Origin of the sequence: Clostridium sartagoforme (genome assembly GCF_004794105.1) — a bacterium.
Classification (GTDB): Bacteria; Bacillota; Clostridia; order Clostridiales; family Clostridiaceae; genus Clostridium; species Clostridium sartagoforme_B.
Genome location: NZ_SRYR01000001.1, coordinates 862,544 through 879,695 on the forward strand (window position 1 = coordinate 862,544; position 17,152 = coordinate 879,695).

At 30.2% G+C, this 17,152-nt stretch carries 13 protein-coding genes; all 13 read left to right on the top strand.

Annotated elements, in window-relative coordinates; translation table 11 throughout:
• Positions 1–33 precede the first annotated feature (33 nt).
• Positions 34–2,124 (top strand): type I DNA topoisomerase, encoded by a 2,091-nt coding sequence (topA, locus tag E5347_RS03880; protein ID WP_136004858.1) that lies wholly within the window; start codon positions 34–36, stop codon positions 2,122–2,124.
• Between the two features lie 198 nt (positions 2,125–2,322).
• On the top strand, positions 2,323–3,099 hold the full coding sequence (gene codY, locus E5347_RS03885) for a GTP-sensing pleiotropic transcriptional regulator CodY (RefSeq protein ID WP_136004861.1): 777 nt from the start codon (positions 2,323–2,325) through the stop codon (positions 3,097–3,099).
• A 221-nt stretch (positions 3,100–3,320) separates the two neighbouring features.
• Positions 3,321–4,022 carry a 30S ribosomal protein S2 gene (gene rpsB, locus E5347_RS03890; protein WP_136004863.1) on the top strand — a complete coding sequence of 234 codons (702 nt, stop codon included), beginning with the start codon at positions 3,321–3,323 and terminating at the stop codon, positions 4,020–4,022.
• An 85-nt stretch (positions 4,023–4,107) separates the two neighbouring features.
• On the top strand, positions 4,108–5,019 hold the full coding sequence (tsf, locus tag E5347_RS03895) for a translation elongation factor Ts (RefSeq protein WP_136004865.1): 912 nt from the start codon (positions 4,108–4,110) through the stop codon (positions 5,017–5,019).
• A gap of 70 nt (positions 5,020–5,089) precedes the next feature.
• Positions 5,090–5,806, top strand: coding sequence for a UMP kinase (pyrH, locus tag E5347_RS03900; RefSeq protein WP_136004867.1), 717 nt, complete (start codon positions 5,090–5,092; stop codon positions 5,804–5,806).
• A gap of 9 nt (positions 5,807–5,815) precedes the next feature.
• A complete protein-coding gene (frr, locus tag E5347_RS03905) occupies positions 5,816–6,373 on the top strand; it encodes a ribosome recycling factor (RefSeq protein WP_136004869.1) in 558 nt (185 codons plus the stop codon).
• A gap of 53 nt (positions 6,374–6,426) precedes the next feature.
• Positions 6,427–7,188 (top strand): isoprenyl transferase, encoded by a 762-nt coding sequence (locus E5347_RS03910; RefSeq protein WP_136004871.1) that lies wholly within the window; start codon positions 6,427–6,429, stop codon positions 7,186–7,188.
• A 13-nt stretch (positions 7,189–7,201) separates the two neighbouring features.
• Positions 7,202–7,996: a phosphatidate cytidylyltransferase gene (locus E5347_RS03915; RefSeq protein WP_136004874.1), complete on the top strand. Its 795-nt coding sequence runs from the start codon at positions 7,202–7,204 to the stop codon at positions 7,994–7,996.
• A 118-nt stretch (positions 7,997–8,114) separates the two neighbouring features.
• On the top strand, positions 8,115–9,071 hold the full coding sequence (locus E5347_RS03920; RefSeq protein ID WP_136004876.1) for an AI-2E family transporter: 957 nt from the start codon (positions 8,115–8,117) through the stop codon (positions 9,069–9,071).
• A 14-nt stretch (positions 9,072–9,085) separates the two neighbouring features.
• Positions 9,086–10,246 (top strand): 1-deoxy-D-xylulose-5-phosphate reductoisomerase, encoded by a 1,161-nt coding sequence (dxr, locus tag E5347_RS03925; RefSeq protein ID WP_136004877.1) that lies wholly within the window; start codon positions 9,086–9,088, stop codon positions 10,244–10,246.
• 12 nt (positions 10,247–10,258) lie between these two features.
• Positions 10,259–11,278 carry an RIP metalloprotease RseP gene (rseP, locus tag E5347_RS03930; RefSeq protein ID WP_136004879.1) on the top strand — a complete coding sequence of 340 codons (1,020 nt, stop codon included), beginning with the start codon at positions 10,259–10,261 and terminating at the stop codon, positions 11,276–11,278.
• 14 nt (positions 11,279–11,292) lie between these two features.
• The gene (gene ispG, locus E5347_RS03935) at positions 11,293–12,342 is read left to right on the top strand and encodes a flavodoxin-dependent (E)-4-hydroxy-3-methylbut-2-enyl-diphosphate synthase (protein ID WP_136004881.1); all 1,050 of its coding nucleotides are present in this window, start codon (positions 11,293–11,295) and stop codon (positions 12,340–12,342) included.
• A gap of 121 nt (positions 12,343–12,463) precedes the next feature.
• Positions 12,464–16,807 carry a PolC-type DNA polymerase III gene (locus E5347_RS03940; protein WP_136004883.1) on the top strand — a complete coding sequence of 1,448 codons (4,344 nt, stop codon included), beginning with the start codon at positions 12,464–12,466 and terminating at the stop codon, positions 16,805–16,807.
• Positions 16,808–17,152 lie beyond the last annotated feature (345 nt).

Here is a 17,152-nt window from a genome sequence, read left to right on the forward strand (position 1 = left end):
GTAAACTCCAAAAAAATGAATGGAGTTTGACATATGGGACAAAATCTTGTAATTGTAGAATCACCTGCAAAGGCTAAGACTATCGGAAAGTATCTTGGTAAAAATTATACAGTAGAGGCTTCTATGGGTCATGTTAGAGATTTGCCAAAAAGTAAATTGGGTGTTGATATTGAGGGGAATTTCGATCCTAAATATATAACTATTAGAGGAAAGGGAGAACTTTTAGCTAAATTAAAAAAAGCTGCTAAAAAATCTGATAAGGTTTATCTTGCAACTGACCCCGACCGTGAAGGAGAGGCTATCTCTTGGCATTTAGCTAAAATTTTAAATATTCCTGAGGATAAAAAATGTAGAATAGTATTTAATGAAATAACAAAAAATGCTGTTAAAGGTGCTATTAAAGAAGCTAGGGAGATAAATAACAATTTAGTAGATGCTCAGCAAGCAAGAAGAATATTAGATAGATTAGTTGGATATGAAATAAGTCCTATTTTATGGAAGAATGTAAAATGGGGATTAAGTGCTGGAAGAGTTCAATCTGCTGCACTTAAATTAATTTGTGATAAGGAAGAGGAAATAAAGAGCTTTATTCCAAAGGAATACTGGTCCGTAGATTGTATTGCAACTAAGGAAAGAAAAAAGTTTCCTATTAAATTAACACAATATAAAGGTAAGAAAATTGAAATTAATACTGAAAATGAAAGTGAAAAAATTATAAAAGAGCTAGAGGAAAATAAATTTGTTGTAAGTAAAGTTAAAAATGGAAGTAGGGTAAAGAACCCACTACCACCTTTTACAACTAGTACTTTGCAACAAGAAGCTTCAAAAAAATTAAACTTTATGACTAAAAGAACTATGTCAATAGCACAAGTTTTATATGAAGGTGTAGAAGTAAAAGGATATGGAACAGTAGGTCTTATTACTTATATGAGAACAGACTCTGTTAGAATATCAAGTGAAGCACAAAATAAAGCTTTGGAATTTATAAATGAAACTTTCGGAAAAGAATACGCACCGGAAAAGCCAAGGGTATATAAAGGAAAGAAAAATATTCAAGATGCCCATGAAGCTATAAGACCTTCAATAATTGAAATAACTCCAGAAATTGCAAAGAAAAATTTAACTCCAGAACAATTTAAGTTATATTCATTAATTTGGAATAGGTTTATGGCAAGTCAAATGGCTTCTTGCGAATTAAATACAATAAGTGTTGAAGTTAAGAATGGTGATTATAAATTAAAAGCAAGTGGATCTAATATGAAGTTTGATGGATTTATGAAGCTTTATGATTATGCAACAGAAGAAGATAGTCAAGATGTTACTTTACCAAAGCTTAAAGAAGATGAAATATTAGAAAATGTTTCGATACAAGGAAACCAACATTTTACCCAACCTCCGGCTAGATATACTGAAGCATCTTTTGTAAAGTTACTAGAAGAGAAGGGTATAGGTAGACCAAGTACCTATGTTCCTACAATAAGTACTATATTAAGTAGAGATTATATAAGAAGAGAAAAGAAAAACTTAGTTCCTACAGAATTGGGTTTTATAGTAAATAATATAGTTAGTGAATATTTTAAGCAAATAGTAGATGTAGATTTTACAGCTGAAATGGAAAAGAACCTAGACCATGTAGAAGAAGGTCAAGAAGAGTGGAAAAAAGTTGTAGGAGAATTTTTTGAACCATTAAAGGTGGCAATAGAGAAAGCAGAAAAAGAAATATCTAAAGTAGTAATTGAAGATGAAGTTAGTGATGTGCCTTGTGACAAGTGTGGGAAGATGATGGTTATAAAAAGAGGAAGATATGGCAAGTTCCTTGCTTGTCCAGGATATCCAGAGTGTAAAAATGCTAAGCCTATAGTGGAGGAAATAGAAGCACCATGTCCAAAATGCGGAAGCAAGCTTTTAGCTAAGAAGAGCAAAAAAGGAAAGAAATTCTTTGGATGTAGTAGCTATCCAAACTGTGACTTTGTAAGTTGGAATGAACCTCTAAAAGATAAATGTCCAGATTGTAATTCTTATATGGTTTTAAAATACAGCAAAACTAAAGGGTCTTATGCACAATGTTCAAATGCGGAATGTAATAAAATTGTTAATATTAAAAATGAAAAAAGTGAAGAATAAGTTAAAGAAAAGCATTACAGTTTAATAATATGATAAAATATAGATTTTTTCTAAGGTAATGTCGAAAATACTAAGAAATTTGTTGAAAATAAAAAGGTCCTATGATAGTATAGATTAGTAATAAGAATGTTTTTGGAAAATTTATATAATTTTAAATTTTCAAAAAATTCAACGGCTTATTTTATAGGAGGAAGATTAATGTCATCATTATTAAATAAAACTAGAATGCTAAACAAAATATTGCAGAAATCAGGTACTGATCCAGTAGCCTTTGAAGATATATGTTTACTATTAAGTGATGTTTTAGCTTGTAATGTATATGTAACAAGCAGAAAAGGAAAAGTACTTGGTTATGCATTTTCTAAAAATTTTGAATGTGATATAATGAAGAAACAAGTGGCTGATGAAAAGAGATTTCCAAAGGATTATAATGAAAGATTATTAAAGATTCATGAAAGTATGGCTAACCTTTCTAATGAAGGCTTATGTGTTTTTGAAGGAGAAGAAAAATGCATAATGGAAGACAAGATAACAACTATAGTACCTATAATAGGTAATAGAGAAAGATTAGGAACTTTAATACTTGCAAGATTTAGAGAAGATTTCACAGATGAGGATTTAGTTCTTGCTGAATATAGTGCAACTATAGTTGGACTTGAAATATTAAGATCTAAACAAGTAGAAATAGAAGAAGAGGCTAGAAAGAAAGCAGTAGTACAACTAGCTATTGGTACTCTATCTTATTCTGAATTAGAAGCAGTAGAGCACATCTTTGGAGAGTTAGATGGTAATGAAGGTTTATTAGTAGCATCTAAGATTGCAGATAAAGTAGGAATTACTAGAAGTGTAATAGTAAATGCCCTAAGAAAATTCGAAAGTGCAGGAGTAATTGAATCAAGATCACTTGGAATGAAGGGAACACATATTAAAATCTTAAACGAAAAGTTATTAGATGAATTAAAAAAAATAAATTAACATAATAAAGAGACATCAGGGTTTAAAAGCTTTGATGTCTTTTTATATAGATAAAATAATTATTGCTTATTTAAAAGAAAAAAATGTTGCCACTATAATAAGCTTATGTTATACTAACCTAGGTAAGAAAATACACACACTATTAGATTTGTAAAGATGGTGACCTTTAATAGAGGTACTTTATAAGAAGATAGTGGAGGAAATAACCAGGAGGTAAGAAAATGGCAGTTATATCAATGAAACAATTATTAGAAGCAGGTGTTCATTTCGGACATCAAACTAGAAGATGGAACCCTAAGATGGCTCCTTATATATTCACAGAAAGAAATGGAATATATATAATCGATCTTCAAAAAACAGTTAAGAAAGTAGACGAAGCTTATGACTTCATCAAATCAGTTGCTTTAGAAGGAAAAGACATATTATTTGTTGGAACTAAAAAGCAAGCTCAAGAAGCTATCCAAGAAGAAGCTATAAGATCAAACATGCACTTCGTTAATAATAGATGGTTAGGTGGAATGTTAACTAACTTCAATACTATTAAAACTAGAATTGCAAGATTAGATGCTATAAAAGCTATGGAAGAAGACGGAACTTTCGATGTTTTACCTAAGAAAGAAGTTACTAAGTTAAAAGGCGAAATGGAAAAGCTAGAAAAGAACTTAGGCGGAATCAAGAACTTAGATGCTGAAAATATTGGAGCAATGTTCGTAGTTGACCCAAGAAAAGAAAGAAATGCAATTGCAGAAGCTAAAATCTTAGGAATACCAGTTGTAGGTATAGTAGATACTAACTGTGATCCGGAAGAATTAGATTATGTAATTCCAGGAAATGATGATGCTATAAGAGCGGTTAAATTAATAACAGCTAAGATGGCTGATGGTATCATTGAAGGAAGACAAGGCGAACAATTAGCTGAATAATAAAATAAGTAAAGGTAGGTGAGGAATCTCATTTACCTTTTGACCTAAATAATAAGGTTTACATTAAGTTAGGAGGAATAATAGAATGATTACTGCTCAATCAGTTAAAGAATTAAGAGAAAAAACTGGCGCAGGTATGATGGACTGCAAGAAGGCCTTAACAGAAGCTCAAGGAGATATGGAAAAGGCTATTGAAATATTAAGAGAAAAGGGATTAGCTGCTGCGGCTAAAAAAGCTGGAAGAATTGCTGCTGAAGGTATCGTAAAAACTTACATATCTGAAGATTGCAAATCAGCTGGAATAGTTGAATTAAACTGTGAAACTGACTTCGTTGCTGCTAATGAAGAGTTCGTAAGCTTTGCTACAAGATTAGCAGAAATGGCTTCAACTACAACTTCAACTACTGTTGAAGAATTCGTAGCTGAAAAATTTGATGCTGAAAGCACTGTTCAAGAAGCTTTAACAGCTTTAATAGCTAAGCTTGGAGAAAACATGACAGTAAGAAGATTTGAAAAATTCAATGTTGCTGAAGGTGTAGTAGAAAGCTATATCCACGGTGGCGGAAGAATAGGTGTTGTTGTAGAACTAGGATGTGCTTCAGACAACAAAGAAGTTTTAAAGGCTGTTGCTAAGGATGTATGTATGCAAGTTGCTGCTGCAAATCCAAGCTTCTTAAGCAGAGATTTTGTTGATCAAGAATCATTAGAAAAAGAAAAAGAAATCTATAGAGTTCAAGCTTTAAATGAAGGAAAACCAGAAAACATAGTTGAAAAAATGGTAATGGGAAGAATTCAAAAGTACTACAAAGAAGTATGTCTTTTAGATCAAGCTTGGGTTAAAGATGGAGATAAGAGCATAAGCAAATACCTTCAAGAAAAATCAAAGGAAGTTGGTTCTCCAATAACTGTTAATAAGTATGTAAGATTCGAAAGAGGAGAAGGTATCGAAAAGGCTGAAGATAACTTCGCTGAAGAAGTAGCTAAGATGAGTAAGTAATACAAAGGAGAACACAACTGTGTTCTCTTTTTTTAGAAATCTACTTTATAAAAGTATGGAGGTACTAAGAATGGAAAATAGTAAATATAAAAGAGTTATTCTTAAAGTTTCAGGAGAAGCTTTAGCAGGGGAAAAAGGTATTGGTTTTGATTTTGATTTTATAAAAAGAATTACACTTGAAGTTAAAGATTTAGTGAATATGGGAATAGAAGTTGGCCTAGTAGTTGGTGGAGGAAATATTTGGAGAGGTAGAAGCGGAGAAGGTATGGATAGATCTCAAGCTGACCATATGGGAATGCTTGCAACATGTATTAACGCTTTAGCACTTCAAGATTCTCTTGAACAAAATGGAGTAATGACAAGAGTTCAAACTGCTATTGAAATGAAAGAAATAGCAGAACCATTTATTAGAAGAAGAGCTGTTAGACATCTTGAAAAAGGAAGAGTAGTAATATTTGCTGCTGGAACAGGAAACCCATACTTCTCAACTGATACAACTGCTGCTTTAAGAGCTGCCGAAATAGAAGCAGACGTAATTTTACTAGCTAAAAAAGTAGATGGTGTTTATGATAAAGATCCTCATAAGTATGATGATGCAAAGAAATATGATATACTTACTTATATACAAGTATTAGAGCAAGGATTACAAGTAATGGATTCTACTGCAACATCTTTATGTATGGATAATAATATTCCAATCTTAGTATTTGGTTTAGAAGAAGAAGGAAATATCAAAAGAGCTATTTCTGGTGAAAAAATTGGTACATTAGTTACTTCAAAAAAATAGGAGGTTATTATGATAAAGGATATTATTCAAAAAGCTGACGAAAAAATGAACAAAACTATTTCTGTATTAAAATCAGATTTATCTACATTAAGAGCAGGTAGAGCTAACCCTACTATGCTTGATAGAATTAAAGTAGACTACTATGGAAGTCCATGTCCATTAAGTCAAGTAGCTAATATTTCAGCTCCAGAACCAAGAGTATTAGTTATAGCTCCTTGGGAAAAGAGCTTAATGAAAGAAATAGAAAAGGCTATTTTAACTTCAGATTTAGGAATTAACCCTTCAAATGATGGAAGTGTAATTAGATTAGTAGTTCCAGAATTAACTGAAGAAACTAGAAAGAACTTAGTTAAGGTAGTTAAGAAAACTGGAGAAGAAGCTAAAGTTGCATTAAGATCTATTAGAAGAGACGCAAATGATAAGGTTAAGGCTCTAAAGAAAGATGGAGAAATAACTGAAGACGAACAAAAAAATGCTGAGGACAAAGTTCAAAAAATAATAGATAGTGCTTCTAAGGAAGTTGATACTATAGTTGCGGCAAAAGAAAAAGAGATTATGTCAATTTAAAACCTGCAATATGCAGGTTTTTTCCATACAAAATTGTGGAGGGAACATAGAATATGTTAGATATTTTTAAAACTAACAAAGATAAAAAGAAAAGAGAAGAATTAGTTTTAGATAAAGATAATATGCCAAGACACATAGCTATTATTATGGATGGTAATGGAAGATGGGCTAAGCAAAGAAAATTACCCAGAACTATGGGGCATAAGGCTGGAGTTGAAACTATTAGAAGAGTAATTAAGGAAACTCATATTTTAGGTATAAAGTATTTAACTCTTTATGCTTTTTCAACTGAAAATTGGAAAAGACCTAAAGATGAAGTGTCAGCTTTAATGAGATTATTAGTAGAATATTTAAGAAGTGAGCTTCAAGAATTAAATAAAAATGGTGTAGTTATTAAAATCTTAGGTGATATTAATATGTTACCTAAAGATGCACAAAATGAAGTTAAAGAGGCTATAGAATTAACTAAAAACAATACTGGAGTTGTCTTAAATATTGCTTTTAATTATGGTGGTAGAGATGAAATAATTAGAGCAGTAAAGCTTGTATCAAATGATGTGAAAAGTGGAAAGCTAAATATTGAAGATATTGATGAAAAAGCTTTAGAAAAATACTTATATACTAATGGGACACCAGATCCAGATTTAATTATAAGACCTTCTGGAGAACAAAGGATAAGTAATTTTCTTTTATGGCAATGTGCATATTCAGAATTCTGGTATTCTAATGTATGCTGGCCTGATTTTAAGGAAGAACACTTACATGAAGCCATATATGACTATCAGCATAGAGATAGAAGATATGGTGGAGTTTAGTTGAGGTGAAGAAATGAAATTAAATAATAGATATATTGGAGCAGCAATTATAGCACCTTTTATTCTCTTTATATTTTTAGGAGGAATATGGCTAAAAGGTTTTGCTATTGTTCTATCAGTTTTAGGTTTATATGAATTTTATAATGCCTTAAGAGAAAAGAAATTTAATCCAATACCTATAGTTGGGTATATACTTATTGCAGCTTTTTATGCTACAAATAATAACTTTGAATATTTAATGTATATAGTTGTTTTAGCAGCTATAGCATTATTAATGATTCCAATAATAAACTTAAAATATACATTTATTGATGCCGCTATTACTCTTTTAGGATTTTTATATGTAGGGATATTATTTGGATTTATGCCTCTTATAAGTAATAAAGAAGGCGGACAATATTTAATATGGTTAATATTCTTAGGGTCTTGGATATGTGATACAACAGCATATTATTCTGGAAAATACCTTGGCAAAAAGAAACTTTGTCCAAAAGTTAGTCCTAAGAAAACTATAGCAGGAGCTGTAGGAGGATTTTTAGGTAGTACTATAGGATGTGGAATATATGGAATAATAGTTTCATCCTATGTACCACATGTAGAGGTAATTCATTTCTTTTTAATAGGAGCTCTTTGCGGAATAATGGGCCAATTTGGAGATTTAGTAGCTTCTTCTATAAAAAGATATGTTGGTATTAAAGATTATAGTAACTTAATACCTGGACATGGTGGAATTTTAGATAGATTTGATTCTATATTATTTAATTCTGCAGTTGTATTTTATTATTTAACATTTATAGTAAGAATTTAATATATGTAAACTAATTAAAGTAGGGATAAGCCCTGCTTTTTTTATTTTCACTCCTTATCAGGTATTTAATAATAAAAAAGATAATATAATCTAACATAAAACAATAAGGAGTAGGAAAATGAAATTATATAATACATATAGTAAGGTAATAAATTTAGTGATTTTATTTATTATTGTTTCAGCAATTGCTATACTTATTAATAAATATTTTAAACCATTTTTTATTATAATTATTTTTACATTACTAACTCAACCTATATGTAGAGTTTTTAATAAGATGAATATTTCTAGAAGAATATCAGCAGTATTAAGTATATTTATATTTAACGGTATATTATTTATAATAATCTTTTATTTTGGTAATAGAATTATAAATTTTATTTATATGATTTACAACCATAATATCCAAGATTTTTTAGAGATATTTAATAGTATAAAATCATTTCTAAATTTAGATATAGATAAAATAATAAGAAGCTTAAGTGGTTTTTTTGATAGTAAATTTATAATGCAAGGAGCAATATTAACAGGAGATGGAATAGTATCATACTTTTTAGCGAATATTATTAGTTATTTTATACTAGTAGATAAAAATGAAATAATTAATTTTTTTATGAAGCTATTTCCAAAAGAATTTACTAAGGGATTTTTTAAGAAATTATTAAATTTAAAAGAAGTATTTAAGATAGAAGTTAGGTTAATATTACTAAGTGGAATCATTGTAACCCTAGGATTTAGAGTGCTTCAAATAGATAATAGTCTATTTCTTGGTTCTATTAGTGCAATTTTAGATATACTTCCTTTTGTAGGAACAACAATTGTTTTTATACCGATAATAATATACAATATTGTAATGAAGAGATATTTATTAGTATTTGGATTAGTTTTATTATACTGTTTAGAAAAGATTATAAGAGAAATACTAGAAGCAAAATTTTTAAGTAGTAGACTTGAAATTCATCCTTTAGTAGTAATATTATCTATCTATATAGGGGTTAATATGTTTGGATTAATTGGAATAATTGCAGGTCCAATTTATAGTATAATAGCAAAAGATGTAATTTATAGCAGTTAAGCTAGGAGGTAAAGATGAAGAATATTTCAATTTTAGGAGCAACAGGATCAATAGGTACACAAACCTTAGATGTAATTAGAAAGTCAAATGGGGAAATAAATTTAATAGGTATTAGTGCTAATTCATCTGTAAACAAAATAATAGAGATAATCAAAGAATTTAAACCTAAATATGTTGCTATGATGGATGAAGAAAGTGCTAAGTCTGTAGAAAGATTTTGTATAGAAAATAGTATAGATATAGTTGTATATAAAGGGATAGAAGGACTAGAAGCTATAGCATCATTAGAAGAAATAGACATGGTTGTAACTTCTGTTGTAGGTATGATAGGCCTAAGACCAACTATTAAAGCTATAGAAGCAGGGAAGGATATTGCTTTAGCTAATAAAGAAACATTAGTAGTAGCTGGTGAGCTTGTAATGAAAAAAGCTAAGGAAATGGGTGTAGATATTTTACCTGTTGATTCAGAACATAGTGCAATATTTCAAGCTTTAAATGGGTATAATGAAAAAGATGTTAAGAAAATTATACTAACTGCATCAGGTGGACCATTTAGGGGGAAGGATATAGACTTCTTAAAAAAGGTTACAGTTGAGGATGCCTTAAAACATCCTAAATGGAATATGGGCCAAAAAATTTCTATAGATTCAGCTACCTTAATGAATAAAGGATTAGAAGTAATAGAGGCACATTTCTTATTTAATTGTCCTTATGATAATATTCAAGTAGTAGTTCATCCTCAAAGTATAATACACTCAATGGTTGAGTATAATGATGCAAGTGTAATAGCACAACTAGGTACTACTGATATGAAATTACCTATACAATATGCAATTAACAAAAAGGTAAGAAAAGATGCTGTGTGTGATAGTTTAAACTTTTATGAACTTGGAAGTTTAACTTTTGAGAAACCTGATTTAGACACCTTTAAATGTTTAAAACTTGCTTATAAGGTTGGAAAAGAAGGTATGCTTTCACCTTGTATTTTAAATGCAGCTAATGAAGAAGCTGTTGCCTTACTTTTAGAGAAAAAAATAAAGTTCTTAGATATAGCTGAATTAATTGAAGAAGCTTTAGAAGTATTTAAAGAAGAAAAAACCAAGGAAGTAACTATTGAAAATGTAATAAGATTAGATTCAGAGGTTAGAAAATATATAAGGCAAAAGTTGAATTAGGAGGAAGGTATATTGTATATAATTTATGCGCTATTAGGATTTAGTTTACTTATTATAGTTCATGAGCTTGGTCACTTTATAATGGCAAAAGTTAATGGGATAAGGGTTGAGGAGTTTGCTATAGGGATGGGTCCTAAGATTGTCTCTATAAATGGAAAAGAAACTAAATATTCAATAGGTTTGTTTCCTATTGGAGGATATGTTAAAATGTTAGGGGAGGAAGAGGAAAGTAGTGATGATAAAAGTTTTTCATCTAAGTCTCCATTAAGACGTATTAGCGTTATTATTGCTGGTGCAACAATGAACTTTTTATTTGCTATTTTAATCTTTACAGTAATTTTAAATAAATTTGGATATAGTTTGCCTAAGGTAGCTAGTTTAATAGATAATATGCCAGCAGCTGCTGCTGGACTTCAAGAAGGAGATAAATTCTTAAAAGTTAATGGTAGCAGAGTTTTTTCATCAGATGATTTATCTATAGGTATTAACTTAGCTAAGGACGAACCTATTAATTTCTTAATAGAAAGAAATGGGGAGAAAAAAGAAGTTGTAATAACTTCTAAGTTAGTTGAAGAAAATGGGGTAGAACAATATATGATTGGCTTTGGATTTGAAAGGGTAAAAAATCCTGGAATACTTCAAAGTTTTAAACAAAGTTTTAATCAGACAGCTTCAGCTGTAAGTCAAACTTACAAAGGACTTAAAATGATGATTACAGGTAAGGTTAATTTTAAAACTGATGTAGGGGGACCTGTATCTATTATAAGAATGTCAAGTGAAGCTGCCAAAAATGGTGTATGGAATCTTATGAACTTTATTGCATTTATAAGCATAAATTTAGCTGTATTTAATATGTTACCATTCCCAGCCTTAGATGGTGGTTGGACAGTTATATTATTAATAGAGTTAATTACAAGAAGAAAGGTACCAGAAAAAGTAGTTGGTGCAATGAATTATGTTGGACTTATGCTTTTATTTGGACTTATGATTTTAGTAACTATAAAGGATATATTATTCCCAATACAGTTTTAGGAGAGGAAAATAATATGGAAAGAAGAAAAACAAGAAAAGTCAAGGTTGGAACTTGCTATGTTGGTGGAGATGCACCAGTTTCAATTCAATCAATGACTAATACTGATACTAGAGATGTTGAAGCTACACTAGCTCAAATTAATACATTATATAATGCAGGATGCGAAATAATAAGATGTGCTGTTCCTGATATGAAGGCAGCAGAAGCTTTAAAGGGAATATGTGAAAAATCACCAATTCCTGTAGTTGCAGATATACATTTTGATTATAAATTAGCATTAGCTGCTATTGAAAATGGAGTTTCTGCTTTAAGAATTAATCCAGGAAACATTGGTAAAGTTGATAAGGTAAGAATAGTAGCAGAAGCAGCTAAGGCTAAAAATTTACCAATAAGAATTGGAGTAAACTCTGGTTCTTTAGAAAAAGATATATTAGAAAGAGATGGTAAGCCAACTGCTAAGGGCTTAGTTGAATCAGCGTTAAGACACGTAAAAATATTAGAAGAATTAGAGTTTTATGATATAGTAGTATCTATTAAATCTTCTGATGTTGCTATGATGATAGATGCATATAGATTAATGAGTAAAAGCTGTGATTATCCACTTCATTTAGGTGTTACTGAATCTGGAACTCCTTTTAGAGGAACTATAAAGTCAAGTATAGGTCTTGGGACTCTTTTAGCAGAAGGTATAGGTGATACTGTAAGAGTATCATTAACTAGTGATCCTATTGAAGAAATTAAAGTTGCAAAAGAAATTTTAAAGGCTTTAAAACTTAGAAAAAGTGGATTGCAATTTATATCATGTCCTACTTGTGGTAGAACACAAATAAATTTAATTAAAATAGCTGAAGAAGTTGAAAAAAGGCTTGAAAGCATAAATAAGAACCTAAAAGTTGCTGTAATGGGCTGTGCAGTAAATGGCCCTGGAGAAGCAAGAGAAGCCGATATTGGGATAGCTGGAGGAAACGGTGAAGGTCTAATATTTAAAAAAGGTGTTATATATAAAAAGGTTAAAGAAGCAGAATTAGTTGAAGAACTAATGAAAGAAATAGAAAATATGTAATTTTAATAATTGGCAATGGATAATTAAACTTAAGGTATTCCTTAAGAAAGTTTTACATTGTCAATTCTTTCGTTTAATATAATTTTGTCCACTAAATATCCAGTTAAAGGTGGTGTTTTTGTTGAGTGAAGCTGTTTTAAAACTTATTAAGAAGGAAATTAATAAGGATGAAGAGTTAGAAGATAAAGAAATAAATATTATAAAATTTCAATTTTTAAAGAAAAGTAATATTCTTAAAGTAGTTTTAAGAGGTAAGGATAGTCTTAATGAAGTTGAAGAAGAAAAGGTTAAAAAGGCTATTAAAAAAATAATTAATGTAGATATTGATATAGAAATACTCTTTTTTAGGGATATATCTACTCTTTCTTTAAAAGAAGCTGTTGAAAATCATTGGCTTGAAATAGTAGGAGATATTATTAAAACTGTGCCTTTATCTAAGCCTATCTTAGTAAATGGAGTAAAAAGGGTAGAGGGTAGTAATATAGTCATTTCAAGTGGATATGAAAAATTGAATGAACATCTAAGAACTAAAGATGTTCCAAGTATAATATCTTCCAATATAAGAAATATTTTTGATATTAAAAGTAATGTTATCTTTAAATATGATGAAAGTTTAGAAAAGGGAGATAGTAATGAAGAAAAGCTTCAAAAGGAAAAAGAAGTATTAAAAGAAATATTTAGTGGTAGAAATATTAAAAGTGAAGTTATGTCTTCAAATGAAAAATCTGAAGAGAAAAAATCAGATAAACAATCTAAACAAAATAAACCTTATGAAAAGCGTGAATTTAAAAGAGAAGCTAAAAGTGAAAATAGCATCTTAGGTAGAAATATTAGTATAGAAGCAACTCCTATTAAGGAAATTGATGAAACTACAGGCGTAGTTGCAATATTAGGGGAAGTATTTAAGAAGGAAATTGTAGAAACTAAGACTGGAAAAATTATATTAACATTCTTTATTACTGATTATACTAGCTCAATAACAGTAAAATGTTTCTTAAAACCTCAAGAAACAGAGGAAGTATTAGAAGCTGTAAAGCCAGGTTTATACTGTAAGGTAAAAGGCGAGGCTGTTTATGATACTTATGCTAGAGAAGTAGTAATTATGGGTAGAGATATCTTAAGGATGAAAAAGATAGAAAGAATGGATGGGGCAGAAGAAAAGAGAGTTGAGCTTCATTGTCATACTACAATGAGTGCTATGGATGGTGTTACTTCAGTAACTAAGCTTGTAGAAAGAGCTGCTAAATGGGGCCATAAAGCTATTGCAGTAACAGATCATGGTGTAGTTCAAGCCTTTCCAGATGCGCAGATTGCTGCAAAAAAGAATAAGATCAAAGTTCTTTATGGAGTTGAAGGGTATTTAGTTAATGATGGTATCCCTATAGCATTAAATGATAAAAATGAAACCTTTGATGATGAATTTATAATCTTCGATATAGAAACTACCGGTTTTTCTGCTATTAATGATAAAATTATTGAAATTGGAGCAGTTAAAATTAAAAATAGAGAAATAATAGATACTTTTAGTGAATTTGTTTATCCTAAATGTAGGATTCCTTATAAAATAACTGAACTTACTGGAATTACAGATGAGATGGTTAGAGATGCAGATCCTATTGAGGATGTATTACCTAAGTTTATGGAATTTATAAATGGTTCTGCAGTAGTAGCTCATAATGCTGCTTTTGATACAGGATTTATTAAGAAAAATTGTAGAGATCTAGGCCTTGAATTTAATTCTACTATAATAGATACTGTTCCTTTAGCTAGATTCTTATATCCTGAGCTTAAAAGAGTAAAATTAAATCTTGTTGCTAAGCATTTAGGTGTTTCCCTTGAAAATCACCATAGAGCTGTTGATGATGCAAAGGCTACAGTAGATATATTTTTAATTTTTATAAAGAAGATGGTTGAAGAATTAAATATTAATAATATAAGAGAGTTAAATGCAGAATATCTAGAAAAAATGGATATAAAGAAAGAAAAGACCTTCCATATTATTATATTTGCAAAAAATCAGGAAGGGATGAAAACTTTATATAAGCTAGTATCTGAAGCTCACTTAGATAACTTCTTTAAGAACCCGAGAATTAGAAAAAGTAAGCTTATGGAAGTTAGGGAAAATCTAATAATTGGATCTGCTTGCGAAGCAGGAGAAGTTTATAGAGCTGTATTAGATGGAAGAAATGATGAAGAGCTTAAAGAAATAATGAAGTTCTATGATTATTTAGAAATTCAACCAATAGAAAATAATGAATATTTAATAGATAAAGGTAATGTACGTGGCATTGAAGAGTTACAATCTTTAAATAAGAAAATATATAAACTTGGAAAAGAGCTAAATAAGCTTGTTGTTGCAACTGGTGATGTTCACTTCTTAGAACCACAAGATGAGGCTTTTAGAAGAATAATAATGGCGGGAAAAGGATTTTCAGATTCTGATAAACAACCACCTCTTTATTTGAAGACTACAGAAGAAATGCTTAAGGATTTTGCATACCTAGGTAATGAGGTTTCAAGGGAAGTAGTAATTCAAAATCCAAACTTAATAGCAGATGCCATAGAAGTTTTAAAGCCTATTCCAGATGAGACATATCCTCCTAAGATTGAAGGAGCTGACGATGAAATAAGAGAAATGACTATGAATAAGGTTCACTCAATATATGGTGATCCATTACCTGAAGTAGTTCAAAAAAGACTTGATAAGGAATTAAACTCTATTATTAATAATGGTTATGCAGTTCTTTATCTAATTGCTCAAAAGTTAGTTGCAAAATCTATAGCAGATGGATATCTAGTTGGATCTAGAGGATCTGTTGGTTCCTCTTTTGTAGCAACAATGTCAAATATCACTGAGGTTAATGGACTTCCACCTCATTATGTATGTCCAAATTGCAAAAAGTCTGAGTTTTTCTTAGATGGTTCTGTAAGTTCAGGAGCTGACTTAGAAGATAAAAAATGCCCAGATTGTGGTGCTGAATATATTAAAGATGGTCATGATATACCTTTTGAAACCTTCCTAGGATTTGAAGGGGATAAAGAGCCTGATATAGACCTTAACTTCTCTGGGGATAACCAGGGGGAAATTCATAAATATACTGAAGTATTATTTGGTAAAGGCTATGTATTTAAGGCCGGTACAATAGGTACTGTTGCGGAAAAAACTGCTTATGGATATGTTAGAAAATACTTAGATGAAAGAGGTATTAGGGCATCTAATGCTGAAATAGAAAGATTAACTATTGGTTGTACTGGAATAAAAAGAACTACTGGTCAGCATCCAGGAGGTATAATGGTTGTACCTAGTGATAATGAAATATATAACTTTACTCCAATACAAAGACCAGCAGATGATGCAACTTCAGATGTAACTACTACCCATTTTGATTATCACTCTATTTCAGGTAGATTATTAAAATTAGATATACTGGGACACGACGATCCTACCATGATTAGAATGCTTCAAGATTTAACAGGTGTAGATCCAAAGACAATTCCTTTAAATGATAAAAAGGTTATATCTTTATTTACATCTCCTGAAGCTTTAGGAGTTACTAAGGAAGAACTTGGATGTGAAGTAGGTAGTTATGGATTACCAGAGTTTGGTACAAAGTTTGTTAGAGGTATGCTTGTTGATACACAGCCAGAAAGCTTTGCTGATTTAGTAAGAATATCTGGTCTATCCCATGGTACTGATGTATGGCTTAATAATGCTCAGTACTTTATAAAAGAAGGATATACTACCCTAAGAGAATGTATTGCAACTAGAGATGATATTATGGTTTATTTAATGTATGCAGGAGTTCCACCTAAAATGGCATTTACTATAATGGAAAGCGTAAGAAAGGGTAAGGGGCTTACAGAAGAGTTTGAAAAAACTATGAGGGAAAACAATGTTCCTGACTGGTATATAGAGTCTTGTAAGAGAATTAAATACATGTTCCCTAAAGGTCATGCTGTTGCTTATGTAATGATGGCAGTTAGAATTGCATACTTTAAGGTATATTATCCTGAAGCATACTATGCTACATACTTTTCAGTAAGAGCAGATGACTTTGATGCTGATCTTATATGTAAAGGTCAAGGTGCAATTAATGCAAAGTTAAATGAATTATATGAACTTGGTAATAAGGCTACAGCAAAAGATAAAGGGTTAATTACAGTTCTTGAATTAGCTTATGAACTATATGCTAGAGGTCTTAAGTTTAAAAGAGTTGATTTATATATTTCAGAGGCAACGAAATTTACTATTGAAGAGGATGGAATTAGACCTCCAATTAGTGCCCTTCAAGGAGTAGGTGATAATGCTGCGAAAAGTATAGTTGAAGCTAGAAAACAAGGAGAGTTTATTTCAAAGGAAGATTTAAGAATTAGGTCTAAGGTATCTAAAACAGTTATTGAAACTTTAAGTAATCATGGATGCCTTGAAGGTATGTCTGAAACTAATCAATTATCTTTATTTTAGTGGAATAAAATTCATAAGAAAGGGGAGAGTAATAATAGAATGTAAGAATTTACTCCTCCCCTCTTGTTTTAATTACGAAATTATGTTAGGATAATAAAGAAGTGATTTACTAATAGCTAAGAAATGGAGTGGGAGATTATATTGCCCGCTCTTTCTATTTAATTGCAACTACAAATTAGTTGCTTTTTTTATAGAGATATAAGTTTTATTAAATATTAAACAATTAATTATCTATAAAATACATAGAATTTAAGTAATGTTATTATTTATAAAGCTTATAGAAATACACTTTATATGCTTTTAAAGTTGTTATTAAACTTAAATGAACTTATTAACTTTAGTTAA

Excerpts from the sequence above, each read along its gene's own strand:
- E5347_RS03910 (WP_136004871.1), top strand. The coding sequence starts at position 6,427 with ATGTTAGATATTTTTAAAACTAACAAAGATAAAAAGAAAAGAGAAGAA.
- frr (WP_136004869.1), top strand. The coding sequence starts at position 5,816 with ATGATAAAGGATATTATTCAAAAAGCTGACGAAAAAATGAACAAAACT.
- E5347_RS03920 (WP_136004876.1), top strand. The coding sequence starts at position 8,115 with ATGAAATTATATAATACATATAGTAAGGTAATAAATTTAGTGATTTTA.
- E5347_RS03915 (WP_136004874.1), top strand. The coding sequence starts at position 7,202 with ATGAAATTAAATAATAGATATATTGGAGCAGCAATTATAGCACCTTTT.
- ispG (WP_136004881.1), top strand. The coding sequence starts at position 11,293 with ATGGAAAGAAGAAAAACAAGAAAAGTCAAGGTTGGAACTTGCTATGTT.
- topA (WP_136004858.1), top strand. The coding sequence starts at position 34 with ATGGGACAAAATCTTGTAATTGTAGAATCACCTGCAAAGGCTAAGACT.
- codY (WP_136004861.1), top strand. The coding sequence starts at position 2,323 with ATGTCATCATTATTAAATAAAACTAGAATGCTAAACAAAATATTGCAG.
- rpsB (WP_136004863.1), top strand. The coding sequence starts at position 3,321 with ATGGCAGTTATATCAATGAAACAATTATTAGAAGCAGGTGTTCATTTC.
- tsf (WP_136004865.1), top strand. The coding sequence starts at position 4,108 with ATGATTACTGCTCAATCAGTTAAAGAATTAAGAGAAAAAACTGGCGCA.
- dxr (WP_136004877.1), top strand. The coding sequence starts at position 9,086 with ATGAAGAATATTTCAATTTTAGGAGCAACAGGATCAATAGGTACACAA.
- pyrH (WP_136004867.1), top strand. The coding sequence starts at position 5,090 with ATGGAAAATAGTAAATATAAAAGAGTTATTCTTAAAGTTTCAGGAGAA.